The organism is Salinisphaera shabanensis E1L3A (genome assembly GCF_000215955.2).
GTDB classification, from domain to species: domain Bacteria; phylum Pseudomonadota; class Gammaproteobacteria; order Nevskiales; family Salinisphaeraceae; genus Salinisphaera; species Salinisphaera shabanensis.
This window is the reverse complement of sequence record NZ_AFNV02000032.1, coordinates 1-12,593: the sequence shown is the minus strand read 5'-3', so window position 1 is coordinate 12,593 and position 12,593 is coordinate 1. Positions and strand designations below refer to the sequence as shown.

The window sequence follows — 12,593 nt, the reverse complement described above, 5'->3', positions numbered from 1 at the left end:
GGGCGCCGGCAGCAAGCCCACGTTGATCAAAAGTATAAAAGGCGGTCGATAAGCAATCAATCGGCCGTCGCGTCGACGCCGGCGAAAACGCCGTCTGGCTCGGTTATTTTGCGAAATACCGTTTCAAGGTTGCATCGAGCGCGTCGCCGTAGTCGCGCGTGACCACGGCCTCACCGATATCACGCATCAACACGAGCCGCAGCGTACCGGCGGCAACCTTTTTATCGCGCGCCATGAGCGATCGGATGCGGGCACACTCGAGTTCGCGCGGCGGCGCGACAGGCAGGTGAGCGGCCGAGATGATGCGTTCGATGTGTTCGCACTGGCGCTCATCGAGCCAGCCGAGCCGGCGCGCGGTATCGGCTGCCATGCACATGCCGGCCGCGACTGCTTCGCCGTGCAGCCATTCGCCGTAACCCAATTCGGCTTCGAGGGCATGGCCATAGGTATGGCCGAGGTTAAGCAGCGCGCGTTGGCCGGCTTCGCGTTCGTCGGCAGCGACGACTTCGGCCTTGTTGGCACAGGAGCGGCGGATGACCTCGATCAGCACCTCCGGCTCACGATTGTTGATCGCCGCCAGATTGGCGTCCAGCCAGTCCAGGAAAGGCCGGTCGCGGATCAAGCCGTACTTGATGACCTCGGCCATGCCGGCGGCGAATTCACGCGCGGGCAGACTGTCGAGTACGCCGACGTCGGCCAGCACACGCGTCGGCTGATGAAACGCCCCGATCATGTTTTTGCCGAGCCGATGGTTGACCCCTGTCTTACCGCCGACTGAAGAGTCGACCTGGGCGAGCAGGGTGGTCGGCAGCTGAACGAAATCGATGCCGCGCTGGTAGCTCGCAGCGGCGAACCCGGCGATATCCCCGATCACGCCGCCGCCGAGCGCAACAATCGTCGCATCGCGCCCATAGCCGTTCTCGAGCAAGCGGTCGTAGATTGTGTCGAGCGTGGCCAATGTCTTGTACTGCTCGCCGTCGGGCAAGGTAAGCGTGTCGACATCGTGCGTTGCAGAGAGCGCCTTGTTGACGCCTGCTGCATAAAGCGGGGCGACGGTTTCGTTGGTCACGATCAATACGCGTTTGTCGCGAATTGCGCCGTTGTAGGCATCGGGCTGGTCAATCAGGCCGCCCGCGATAACGATGTCGTAACTACGCTCGCCCAGCTCGACGCGCAGATCGGCCCGGGTCGTATTCTCGAGTGCAACGCTCATGCCTGACAGCGCTCCTTTTGGTCGACGTGGGTATCGCCCGGCTGGTTGTTCAAGGTGGGCATCTGGTCAGCTTGGCGTCGAACGACGACCGTATCTGCGAGTTTGTCGTGCCAGCCCTGCTTGTGTCGATCGAAACCCACCCAGATCAGGCCGAGGCCGAACACGAACGACGAAAGAAAATAACCAAGGTAGCGAATGACGAACTGGCGCGTTGTGGGATGGCCGCCGGTACGTGCATCGACTACCCGCGCCCCGATCATCATTTTGCCGGGTGTGGCTTTCCGATATATCCAGAAAAGGACGATAGCGATCGCCGGCAGCACATAAACGAACAGCACATGGGCCGGGCCCATAATCAAGGGGGCGTCGGCCGCAAAAAAAGCGGGCCCATAGATCAGGTGCATCAACGGCGCGGCGACGATGGCAATCAGGATCGAGTCGATCAGCGATGCAAGAACCCGAATCCAGAAGCCGGCATAAACAGGACCGTTAGCGGCCGGGGCCGTCACGCCGTGCCGATCGCCTCAAGCTGCTCGACGATCTCGCGAGCGAGCCGACGCGCCTGTTGGTCGCCGGTCGCAACAACCACATCCGCGATGGAGCGGTAGAGCGGATCGCGCTCTTCCATGAGCTGAGCGAGCGTCTTTTCGACGTCGTTGCTGTCTTCGAGCAGCGGCCGATTGCTCGCCTTGCGCGTTCGCGCCAGCTGTTGTTCGAGCGAAGTCTCGAGATAGACCACGACGCCGCGTGCCGAAAGCAGATCACGTGTCGACTCATCCAGAACAGCGCCGCCGCCGGTGGCCATGACCGTGTTCGGCTGTTCCGATAGTTCCGCGATCATCTCGCGTTCACGCTTGCGAAAACCTTCTTCACCTTCCATGTCGAAGATGAAAGAGATATCGACGCCGGTACGCTTCTCCACCTCGTGGTCCGAATCCACGAAGGTCATACCCTTGATTTCGGCAATACGCCGACCGATCGTCGTTTTGCCGGCGCCCATCGGGCCGACGAGATAGATGTTTGGATTAGCTGCCATGTAATCTTAATTCGCTTTCGGATAACGAGGGTCAGTTGCCGCACTCCGCGTGGAGGCTAACGAATCAACCGGGCTCATCTAGCAAGCAGTTTACCGCAGTTGGCTCGCCGTAAGGCAGAACAATGCGTCGATACAGACATGGAGCGGCGCGCCAACGCGCGCCGCGTGTCCAGATCAGGGGTTTTGCGATATTGGTGCAAAATCCCGGCTTATGACATCGCGTGGCGTCGTGACGGTAATATTGAGCCGACCGGTCTGCGAACTGCTTATGTTGTCTTCCGGCTCGATCTCGAACGATACAACATACGGGCCACGAGCCGAGGTGCTGCGTACAGTATAACTCGACGGACCAACGATTGATCCAAGCGTTGTCGATGCCGAGATACCCGTTTCGGCAGGCGGGATTTGTCCGTTCTGACCCGTTATCTCGACATTTACTACGACGTTGCCGTTGTCGAGATTAATGGTAGAGGGATCAAACTGAATGATCTGCGTACTCGCACTGAAGACGATAACGACCTGATCCCGCACGTTGATTGAATCGGTGTCGCAGGCGAGCTCATCGGCCGCGCTCGTGCTTTGTTGGCATCGCAGGCCGGTGAACTCACCGTCGCCCAAGTCGTAGCTACTGTTATTATTGAAGTCGATGTAAGGCTCGTTGCTATCGCGAACGCCGTCTTCGTCGTAATCCACGAACGCTTCCGGCAAGTCGTTCGCTATATCGAATTCACCTTCATCGAAACGGCCGTTGGATGGTGCGGTATCAGAAAACGACTCTTCACCGATCGCGGTCGCAAGAATCGTGGCGCGGCCGTCCGCCGGGCGGGGGCTCTGAGTCGTGAATGTGACGGTACAGGCGCCGCCCTGTGTAGTACAGCTGCCGGGAATAGAGCCGCCTTCGGTTCTGAAAGTGATTGCGGTGTTGTCGGGCACCGGGTTGTTGAATCGATCGGCCGCGCGGATCGTGATTTCGCTCGTTACTCCATCGAACTCCTGGCCTTCGACATTGAGCGTCGTCGCGCTCAACGAGAAGCTGTCGTTGTCAGGCAGGCCGGTCGTGACCGCCAGCTCGCTAGACTGTGCGCTCTGCTGCTGGCCCGAAGCACTGGTGGTTGACGCTGTAACACGTACAGATGTGGCAACCGTGCCGGAGGTGACCGTCGTTGTGGCGACGCCTTGGTTATCGGTGCTTGTCGATGTGTTGCTTAAGCTCAGCCCGCCCACCGTCGTATTCAGCGAGAAGTTAACGGTTTGATTCGGAAGCGGCGATCCGGTGCTGTTCGTTACTCTGAAGGTGACCGTTGACTGCTCGGGAAGCGCCCCGGTGCCTCTTAAACCGATCAGTGGTTGAGAAACGGAATCGAACTCGATGGCGCCGAATTGTGCCGCTTCGGTCTCTATATCTGCTGTGGCTGTCAGCGTGGTGTCTTCGACACTCGTACGCGCTGTAACTGTATCTGTTCCGACGCAGCCCAGTGCCGTATATGTGGTGGTGGCGATGCCACCTTGACTCTCGGCGACGGCGGGCGCGATATCGGCTTGGCCGGTTGATGAACACGGCGAGGAGAAGAAGACTTGCACGGTGTCGCCGAGGCTACTCCCGTTAGGGCTTCGCAGGCGAACCGTCAGGCTCGAACTCTGCCCGGCTTGAAGCGTGGTGTCGGTCACTCCGATCCGGCCCTCTTGGAACTGACCATTGCTATCGATAGAGCCGATCTGGGTATTCGAGTCGGGGGTGCTTGGGTTGTTGGTGCCGCCGCCACTACCGCCGCCTGAAGAGCCGCCGCCGTTATCGTCGTCGCCACCGGAGGTGGAGCCGCCGCAGGCGCCGAGTGCGGTGGCTAGCACCGTAATTGTTAGCAGCTGATAGATTGTTTTCCCCGGCATTTCTTCCCCTCGAATATTTAAGAACGTTTCTGTAATTAATTTAGTCGATAAAGACAGGACTAGTTATCAAGCTTGAGTTGGTCCCTGAGAATTTTGGGCGTGACGAACAACAGTAGTTCTCGCTTGTCCCGCTGACGCTGAGTGCGTCGGAAAAGGCTGCCAACGAGCGGGATTTCTGAGAGTAGCGGTATTCGATCTGCGACGTCCCGATTTTCCTGTTCGTAGATACCACCCAGCACAACGGTGTCACCGTTATCCACCAAGACCTGAGTGCTCAGGCTTCGGGTATTAATGGAGGGTACGCTGCCGCCACCTTGCACGCTGATCGTATCACCCTGGGTATCTTGCGTGACGAAGAGATCCATGATTACGCGTTCGTCTGGCGTGATTTGCGGTGTGACCGTCAACCCGAGTACCGCTTCCTTGAATTCCACGGTGGCCGCGCCGCTGGACGCGGCTTCTAGATAGGGAATCTCCACACCCTGTTCGATCTTCGCTTCCTTGGCATTGCCGGTAATAACTCGCGGCGCGGATATGATCTCGCCACGATTTTCAGATTCGAGGGCCGATAGTGCGAGATCTAGATTGAACGTATCGCCGACAATGCTGGTCGTAATCGTACCGGCCGGATTGGTCACCGGGAGGTTGACGGTGTACCCGGTATCGGCCAGGTAATTACCATCGGTTGGAGATTCGAATGCTGCGTTATCGGTTGCTGATGACGACACACCGAGATTGCGAGAGAACTCGCGATTGGCCACCACGATGCGCGACTCGATGAGCACCTGACGAACCGGGATGTCCAGGCGGTTGATGACGCTGCGAATCTCTTCGAGCTTGTCGCGGGTTTCGTTGATCAGCAGGCTGTTGGTGCGTTCGTCCACCGTGACCTGGCCGCGTTCGGACAATAGCGACAGCTCACCGGTCGTGCTGCGCAGCAGCGCAGCCAGTTCGCCGGCCCGGGCGTAGTTGATCTGGATGATCTCAGAGCGCAGGGGCGCGAGATTGGTGGTGGCCTGCTGAGCCGCCAGTTCGGCTTGCTCGCGCGCGGCGATCTCGGCTAACGGGGCGACCGTGATGACGTTGTTCTCGCGGCGCATGCCCAGGCCTTTGGACTGAAGGATGATGTCCAGCGCCTGATCCCACGGCACGTCTTCCAGGCGCAGCGCGATGTTGCCGCTGACGCTATCGGATACGACCATATTCACGTCGGCGACATCGGCCACGATCTGCAGTACGGCGCGGACATCGATGTTCTGGAACGATAGGGAAATACGCTGGCCGGTGTACTGCGGTTCCTCTGCTTCACGTTCGGCCTGTTCGCTCGCGTTCAGGGGCTGCAACTCGATATAGAAGCGGTCGCCGGTCTGGTAAGCAATTTGTTCGAAATCCGCACCCGAGACCGGGGTGATGACAATGCGGGTGCCACCGTCGCGTGACATGGCGTCGATGGTTTTCACTGGGGTGGCAAAATCGAGCACATCCAGGCGCCGCTCGAGAGCGTTGGGTAGGGTGACGCCCGGCATGTTTGCAATCACTTGGCCGCCGCGTTCACTGACATCGACCGCGCCATTCACCCCGTCGAGCGCGATTTCGATACGGCCGGCGCCGTCTTCGCCTCGACGGAAATCGATATCGCGTACCTGAGGACCACGAATGGAGGCGGCCTGGGTCTGGTAGTCGCGCTCGGTGATCGGCTGCGGGGCGGTTTGCGGCCGTACCGACGCACGAGTGACTTGGGGTGCGGCTTCGCCGCCGATGCCAATAAGGATGGTGTTGCCGTCGCGGTTGACCGTGTAGTCGGTCATGGTGGTGAGCTCGATCACCACGCGCGTACGATTTTCGCCCGCTGCCAGGGCGATGGCCTGGACTGCGCCTTCTTCGATACGTTGATAGCGCTTTTGGACGTCCAGTTCCGTATCCGGAAGGTCGATGGACAGGCGTGCCGGTTCGTTAACGGTGAACACCGATGGAATCGGCGCGCTTTCGGCCATGGTGAGCCGAATCGTCACCTGGCTGGTACTCGTCGCCGCTGCATCGACGGCGGTAAGCGTGTTTGTTGCTGCCTGCGCGGACGTCGTGGCGCCGGCGAAAAGCAGGGCAAGGACCAGCCAGCGCCGGGATACACGGCGCGTGTGCGAGGAAATGCGTGCAATCGGTCTGCTCATAATCTGCTTCTCTTTCACCGCGATGGGGCGATCGTGGCCGGGCGACGGATATAACCGCCGAGGCCGTCCGGTACGATTTCGGTCAGAAGGACGCCGTTGTCGGAAATGCCGTCGATCTCACCGTAGTTCTGTCCGAGGTGGGCGCCGCGTGTGACGCGATGCACGACACCGTCGGGCGCTTGGATAAGGGCATAGGTCACACCGCGGCTCGAAATCGTTCCGACCAGACGGAGCGAATCGAGCGGGAACGCTTCGAGCGCTTCGCGCGGCCGATCCGCGTCGGGCGCGAGACCGTTATTGCGATTGACTTCACGCCGCGGCGTGGTAGGCGTGAACGGTGTGCGCCGCCCGTCGGGTTCGTAGGTATAGGGCGTATACGGGGCGATTTCCGGAATCGGCTCGATCGGCGCGGCCGGGCGCTGCTTCACTTCGGCCACGAAGTTCTGCAGATCGCGGTCGTCGCCGCCGCAACCCGCAAGCACCAGACACAGCCCTGCGATAGCGCTCGCTCGCTTGTACGGCATCATTGGGCCTTGCTCCCGGCGGGCTGGGTCGTGTCGCCGGCGTCTTCGAGATAGCGATACGTATTCACGGTCATGCTCATGCGCAGCTCGCCGCTTTCATCGCCTTGCTCGATTGGCTCGATATTGATGTTTTCGATCGTGACGATGCGCGACAGCGCCGCGACGCCGGATACGAAGTGTCCGAGTTCGTGATAGGTGCCGGTCACGATTAGGTCGTTCGGAAGAATTGCGTAGAAGTCCTGCGGGTTTTCCGGACGGGGTTTGAACAGCTCTTCTTCCAGACCGCTGGCGATACGCGTTTGCGAGATATCGTTGAGCAGGCTGGGTACTTCGGTCTTGCTGGGTAGCTGCTGGAGCAGGGCGCCGAACTGCAATTCCATGGCTTCGAGCTGGGTGCGGTAGGCGTCGATATTGGCGACCAGCCGCTGCTTGGACTCGAAGGTCTGCTTGAGTTCCGGCTCGCGTGCCGAAACACGCTCCAGTGTTTCCTGCTTGGGCAGAACGAAATACCAGGTGCCGATCGCGATGATGACCGCACACACCAGGATGATGGCGAAGCCGTAGGCCCAGGTTGGCCAGCTGCCGATGTTGTTCTGGTCGAGGCTGCGCAGTTCCTCGATGTACTCTCTTAAACTCTTCATGAGCGCGGCGCCCCTGCGTTGCCGGCATTGGCCGCGGCATCATCGTTCGTGTTCTTTGAGGGACTGTCGCCACGGACCGTAAGCGTGAAGTCAGCAAAGCGCTGGGGGCCGTTTTCGCTCGACTTGATCACGATCAGGCGTGGGTCGGCGAACCATTCGGAGCCGTCGAGATTGACCATGTAATCGGACACGCGCGCGTTCGATTCGGCCACGCCGTCTAGATTGGTGGCGTTGCCTTTTTGCGCGAGCGCCGTGAGATAGACCCCGTTGGGAATGGTGTCGACCAGTTCGTCGAAGTAGTGGACGATGCCCGAGCGCGACTGCTGTAGTTGTTCGATGATGCGCATGCGCGTGATCAGGCTTTCACGCGTTTTCTGCAGCGCGCGTATTTCCACGAGCTGCCGGTCGGCAATCGCAATCTGGTTTTCCAGATAACGGTTGCGCGATTCCTGTATCTCGGTGAGATGGTTGTAATAGAGCATCGGTAGCACGATCACGAGCACCAAGCTGGCCAGCGCGGCGAATACCAGCGCGCCCAGAAACTGCTTGCGCCGACGCTCGCGGGCGGCAGCGCGCCAATCGAGAAGATTGATTCGAATCAGCGCGCTCATCGGATCGACCTCAATGCCAGACCGGTTGCAACCATCAATGCCGAAGCTTCCTGGTCGACGTGGTTGCGCCGCGCGCGGCTGCTCGCGAGCATTCCGGCCAGCGGATTACCGAGCGTGAACGGCCGCGACATATGCCGCGTGATTGCCGCTTCTAGGCCCGGGTAAAGCGTCGCACCGCCCACCAAAACGACTTGTTCGACCGCTTCGTCGCGCGAACTGGCCGAAATATAGAATTGCAGGGCGCGCTCGATCTGGCCGGCCAGGCGTTCGGCAAAGTCGGAGATATCGCTGGCGATCGCCGCCCCGTCGAGTTCGCCCGTGCGTAGCTGCGCGCGCAGTTGATCGGTGTCCCTCAGGTCGTGTCGATCGATCAGTCGTGTAGCCAGGCTATGCCCGCCGAAAGACAGTTCGCGCGAATACACGTGGCGGCCGTTGTGCTGCACGCTCAGCCGGGTCTGGTGAGCGCCGACATCGAATACGGCGACGCTGGAACCATTGGCCAGCGCGGGGGTTTGTTCGATGAGAAGCGTCGAGGCGTTCTGTAGCGCATATTCCTCGACGTCCACGATCTTGACCTTGACGCCCGCCATATCGAGCGCGCCGATACGGGTTTCGATGTTCTCGCGTCGGCAGGCGACCAGTAGAACGCGATTGACGTCCGGATTGGTCGGGTCACGTTCGAGAACCTGAAAGTCGAGGTTGACCTCGTCGATAGCGTGCGGGATGTACTGCTCGGCGTCGAAACCGATCTGCTGTTCCATGTCCTCGTCGGACAGGTCGGCGGGCATATCGATAACCTTGCTGATCACGGTGGGCCCGGAAACAGCGATTGCGGCATCGCGTGTGCGTGTGCCGGCGCGCTCCAGAGCGCGCGTCATCGTTGCCGCCAGGGCTTCAGGATTGACCACCTGATCGTCGGCGACAGCATCGGAAGGCAGGGCTTCACTGGCATAGCTGAGCACGCGGTAGGCGCCCGGCTTGCCGTCGAGCTCGAGCACCTTGATGCGCGTGGAGCTGATATCCACACCCAAAAAAGGCCGTGTCCTCGGCTTGAAGATTTGCTCGAATCGCCCCATCCGACTCCCCCTGATCGGCCTTACGCTGCGGTCCAGGCCTGCGGAACACCCCCGTGTCCGCCAGCCCCGGCCCATTAACGGAGCCGCGGCGCGAAATGCCGGGTATAACTATACTCGTGGCGCGGCGCTTGGCAATCCTGAACTGCCTTTATAAGCGTTTGAATCCGCGCGTCTAATGGTTATCGGCAGCGCAAAGGGATTCCGCAACATCCCCGGCAAAAAAAAATAGGCCCCGGTATCATGGCCGCAGTTTTTCCGACCCGCGGCCCGCGAGCCGCGCATTCTCGATGAAAGCGATGCCGCGTGCCGCCCGTATTCTGGTGTTTTTGCTTGCAGGTTTGCTATCAGCCGCGACCCTCGCGGTTCTGGTAGTTGCCGGCGTTTATCTCTATTTCGGGCCGCAGCTACCCAGTGCTGGCGATATCGGCGACCCCGAACTCAACGAGCCGCTGCGGGTCTATACAGCCGATCGCAAGCTGATCGGCGAATTCGGTCTGGAACGGCGTTTGCCGCGCACCTACGACGAAATCCCGCAGCCGCTGGTACAGGCCTTTGTGGCCGCGGAGGACGATCGGTTCTTCGAGCATCCGGGCGTGGATTATCAAGGTATCGCGCGCGCGGCCTATGTGCTGGCCACCACGGGCCGAAAGACCCAGGGCGGCAGCACGATTACCATGCAGTTGGCGCGCAACCTCTATCTTACGAACGATCGCACCTACGTTCGCAAGATCAAGGAGATCATTCTCGCGCTGCGATTGGAATCCAAGCTCACCAAGGAGCAGATTCTCGAGATCTATCTCAACAAGATCTATCTGGGTAATCGTGCGTACGGTGTCGGTGCGGCCTCCGAAGTCTATTATCACAAGCCGCTCAAGGAGCTCACGATCGCGCAGATGGCGATGATCGCGGGGCTGCCGAAAGCGCCGTCGCGCTATAACCCGATGGCGAATCCCGAGCGTGCGGTAGAGCGGCGCAACTATGTGTTGTCGCGCATGCACGCGCTCGGCGAGATCGACGACGACACCTATAACAGCGCGCGTGAGGCGCCGGTTACGGCGACGGCCCGGGTTGCCGACGATCGTTACGAAGCCGATTACGTCGCCGAAATGGTGCGTCAGGACATGGTTGCGCGCTTTGGTGACGATGCTTACACGTCCGGCTTCGACGTCACGACGACGCTCGATGCGGAACGCCAGCGGGCGGCCAATCGGGCGTTGCGCAAGGCCTTGCTGGCCTACGACGGCCGTCATGAATGGCACGGTCCGGAAGATACGCTCGACAGCGCGACGTTGGACGACGCCAAGGCGCTGAAGAACGCGCTCGAAGAAATGAATGTGGCCGGCGGGCTAATCCCGGCGGTTGTCACCGATGTGGCGCGCCGCAGCGCCACGTTGATGACCGAGCGCTACGGCGAGATCACGCTCGACGCCAAGCAAATGTCGTGGCTGGGTGGCAATGATCCGGCGAGCAAGCTTGTGTCTCGTGGCGACGTGGTACGGCTGGCCTATACCGGCAGCAAGGACGAGGCGAAAGCGTGGACGCTCGCCGAAATTCCGAAGGTGCAGGGCGCGATGGTCGCGCTGGACCCGCATACTGGTGGTATCGAAGCGCTGGCCGGTGGTTTCGACTTCTCGTTGTCGAAATACAATCGTGCCGTTCAGGCACAGCGCCAGCCCGGTTCTTCGTTCAAGCCGTTCCTCTATTCGGCGGCGTTGGCACATGGTTTTACCACGGCATCGCTGATCAATGACGCGCCGGTGGTCTACGACAGTCCCGATCTCAGCGACGCCTGGCGCCCACGGAACTATAGCGGGCGGATCTATGGGCCCACGCGTATGCGCGAAGGCCTGGTGCACTCGCGCAATCTGGTGTCGATTCGCCTGCTGCGTAGTATCGGTATCAACGCGGCAGTAGAGCATATTGCCAAATTTGGCCTGCCGGAGGACCAGATTCCGCGCAACCTGTCGATGGCGCTGGGCAGCGCGTCGTTTTCGCCGCTGCAGATGGCCCAGGCGTATGCGGTATTCGCCAATGACGGCTTTCAGGTCAAGCCGTATTACATTGCGAAAATCGAAGACGGGCGCGGCGATGTCGAATTCGAAGCAGAACCCAAGGTCGCTTGCGCCAGTACGAGAAATTGCCCTGCGCTGCAAAATACCGGCAGCAAGCGCGACGCCTCGCGTTTGGCCGAACGTGTGATCGATGCCAGCAACGCCTGGCTGGTCGGCGACATGATGCGCGACGTGGTCAAGCGCGGTACCGGCCGACGGGCCATGACGCTCGGACGTAATGATCTGTCCGGCAAGACGGGTACGACCAACGACCAAATCGATGCCTGGTTTGTAGGCTTCAATGCCGATCTGGTGGGTATTAGCTGGGTCGGCTTCGACAAGCTGACCCCGATGGGCCATAGCGAAACCGGTGGGCATGCGGCCTTGCCGATGTGGATCGATTTCATGCGCGTAGCGCTCGATGGTACGCCGGAAGCGATCCCGCCACGCCCGGGTGATCTGGTGGCGGTGAGTATCGACCCGGATTCCGGCCAGCGTGCGCTTGAAGGGGGCGGTATGACCGAATATTTCCGCCCCGAAAATGTCCCTTCGGTTGAAGAGGCACGCCGCTCGGGCAAGAACGCGCCTTCAAACGAGGTCGAGCAGCTGTTCTAAGCGTTGAGCCACCGCCGCAGCTCATGCACGGTGGTGGTTGTATCGAGCCGCAGATCGAGCCCGGCCCTCTTACGCCCGGTTTTCGGTACGCATTCAGTACGGCATATTCAGGAGATGATTCGAGCCATGGCAAGTGCGCGCAAACAGGCAGCACAGCGCCAGCACATGGCGCAGCTGGCCGCTCGGCTCATGGCCGAGCAGGGCATTCGTGATTTCCGTATTGCGAAACAGAAGGCGGCTCAGCATTTGGGTATCGATGTGCGCAACAGCATTCTGCCCAAGAATAGCGAGATCGAAGCCGCGCTCGCCGAATATCAGCGCCTGTTCGCGGGCGACCAGCAGCCGGCCCAGTTGCGCGCCATGCGCGAAGCCGCGCTCAAAGCGATGGCGTTGTTCGCCGATTTCAAGCCTCGCCTGGTTGGTGACGTGCTGTCCGGCTTGGCCGATGACAACTCCGATATTCAGCTTCATGTGTTTGCCGAGCATTCGGAGAGCTTCGACTTCTTCCTGCAAAGCCAGGGTATTCCTTTCGAAATCGTCGAGCGACGTTACAAGGTCGCCCGCGATGCGCATCGTTTTTACCCCGCGTTTCGTTTCGTCGCCGGCGACCATCGCTTCGAAGCGACGCTGTTCGGGGCGACTGAAATCCGTGAAGCGCCGCGCAGTCTTGTCGATGGGCAGCCCATGGCACGTGCAAGCGCAGCACAGGTCGAGCGCCTGATGGCGGACGAAGAGCTGAGTGAGCGCCTCGCAGGGCTCTGACACGCGCGG

11 protein-coding genes are annotated in these 12,593 nt (G+C 60.4%); 2 read left to right on the top strand and 9 right to left on the bottom strand.

Annotated features, from left to right (window positions below; genetic code table 11):
* Positions 1-103: 103 nt before the first annotated feature.
* The 9 genes from aroB to pilM all read right to left on the bottom strand — a co-directional run bounded on the left by aroB (position 104) and on the right by pilM (position 9,156).
* Positions 104-1,213 (bottom strand): 3-dehydroquinate synthase, encoded by a 1,110-nt coding sequence (aroB, locus tag SSPSH_RS16465; protein WP_021031910.1) that lies wholly within the window; start codon positions 1,211-1,213, stop codon positions 104-106.
* Positions 1,210-1,722, bottom strand: a complete 513-nt coding sequence (locus SSPSH_RS16460) for an RDD family protein (RefSeq protein ID WP_006913021.1) — start codon at positions 1,720-1,722, stop codon at positions 1,210-1,212. Before SSPSH_RS16460 ends, aroB begins: the two co-directional genes overlap by 4 nt.
* Positions 1,719-2,249, bottom strand: a complete 531-nt coding sequence (gene aroK / locus SSPSH_RS16455) for a shikimate kinase AroK (protein WP_006913020.1) — start codon at positions 2,247-2,249, stop codon at positions 1,719-1,721. Before aroK ends, SSPSH_RS16460 begins: the two co-directional genes overlap by 4 nt.
* A 174-nt stretch (positions 2,250-2,423) precedes the next feature.
* Positions 2,424-4,136, bottom strand: a complete 1,713-nt coding sequence (locus SSPSH_RS16450) for an Ig-like domain-containing protein (protein ID WP_006913019.1) — start codon at positions 4,134-4,136, stop codon at positions 2,424-2,426.
* A gap of 59 nt (positions 4,137-4,195) precedes the next feature.
* The gene (locus SSPSH_RS16445) at positions 4,196-6,304 is read right to left on the bottom strand and encodes a type IV pilus secretin PilQ (RefSeq protein ID WP_006913018.1); all 2,109 of its coding nucleotides are present in this window, start codon (positions 6,302-6,304) and stop codon (positions 4,196-4,198) included.
* Positions 6,305-6,318: 14 nt separating this feature from the next.
* Positions 6,319-6,831, bottom strand: coding sequence for a pilus assembly protein PilP (locus SSPSH_RS16440; RefSeq protein ID WP_006913017.1), 513 nt, complete (start codon positions 6,829-6,831; stop codon positions 6,319-6,321).
* On the bottom strand, positions 6,828-7,469 hold the full coding sequence (locus SSPSH_RS16435; protein WP_006913016.1) for a type IV pilus inner membrane component PilO: 642 nt from the start codon (positions 7,467-7,469) through the stop codon (positions 6,828-6,830). Before SSPSH_RS16435 ends, SSPSH_RS16440 begins: the two co-directional genes overlap by 4 nt.
* Positions 7,466-8,080, bottom strand: a complete 615-nt coding sequence (locus SSPSH_RS16430) for a PilN domain-containing protein (protein ID WP_006913015.1) — start codon at positions 8,078-8,080, stop codon at positions 7,466-7,468. The genes SSPSH_RS16435 and SSPSH_RS16430 overlap by 4 nt, the downstream gene beginning before the upstream one ends.
* Positions 8,077-9,156 (bottom strand): type IV pilus assembly protein PilM, encoded by a 1,080-nt coding sequence (pilM, locus tag SSPSH_RS16425; RefSeq protein ID WP_040608492.1) that lies wholly within the window; start codon positions 9,154-9,156, stop codon positions 8,077-8,079. The genes SSPSH_RS16430 and pilM overlap by 4 nt, the downstream gene beginning before the upstream one ends.
* Before the next feature lie 287 nt (positions 9,157-9,443).
* Between pilM and SSPSH_RS16420 the strand changes: the two genes are divergently transcribed.
* The gene (locus tag SSPSH_RS16420) at positions 9,444-11,822 is read left to right on the top strand and encodes a penicillin-binding protein 1A (protein WP_006913013.1); all 2,379 of its coding nucleotides are present in this window, start codon (positions 9,444-9,446) and stop codon (positions 11,820-11,822) included.
* A gap of 126 nt (positions 11,823-11,948) precedes the next feature.
* Positions 11,949-12,584, top strand: coding sequence for a hypothetical protein (locus tag SSPSH_RS16415; RefSeq protein WP_006913012.1), 636 nt, complete (start codon positions 11,949-11,951; stop codon positions 12,582-12,584).
* Positions 12,585-12,593 lie beyond the last annotated feature (9 nt).

Excerpts from the sequence above, each read along its gene's own strand:
- aroB (WP_021031910.1), bottom strand. The coding sequence starts at position 1,213 with ATGAGCGTTGCACTCGAGAATACGACCCGGGCCGATCTGCGCGTCGAG.
- aroK (WP_006913020.1), bottom strand. The coding sequence starts at position 2,249 with ATGGCAGCTAATCCAAACATCTATCTCGTCGGCCCGATGGGCGCCGGC.
- SSPSH_RS16450 (WP_006913019.1), bottom strand. The coding sequence starts at position 4,136 with ATGCCGGGGAAAACAATCTATCAGCTGCTAACAATTACGGTGCTAGCC.
- SSPSH_RS16445 (WP_006913018.1), bottom strand. The coding sequence starts at position 6,304 with ATGAGCAGACCGATTGCACGCATTTCCTCGCACACGCGCCGTGTATCC.
- SSPSH_RS16440 (WP_006913017.1), bottom strand. The coding sequence starts at position 6,831 with ATGATGCCGTACAAGCGAGCGAGCGCTATCGCAGGGCTGTGTCTGGTG.
- SSPSH_RS16435 (WP_006913016.1), bottom strand. The coding sequence starts at position 7,469 with ATGAAGAGTTTAAGAGAGTACATCGAGGAACTGCGCAGCCTCGACCAG.
- SSPSH_RS16430 (WP_006913015.1), bottom strand. The coding sequence starts at position 8,080 with ATGAGCGCGCTGATTCGAATCAATCTTCTCGATTGGCGCGCTGCCGCC.
- pilM (WP_040608492.1), bottom strand. The coding sequence starts at position 9,156 with ATGGGGCGATTCGAGCAAATCTTCAAGCCGAGGACACGGCCTTTTTTG.
- SSPSH_RS16420 (WP_006913013.1), top strand. The coding sequence starts at position 9,444 with ATGAAAGCGATGCCGCGTGCCGCCCGTATTCTGGTGTTTTTGCTTGCA.
- SSPSH_RS16415 (WP_006913012.1), top strand. The coding sequence starts at position 11,949 with ATGGCAAGTGCGCGCAAACAGGCAGCACAGCGCCAGCACATGGCGCAG.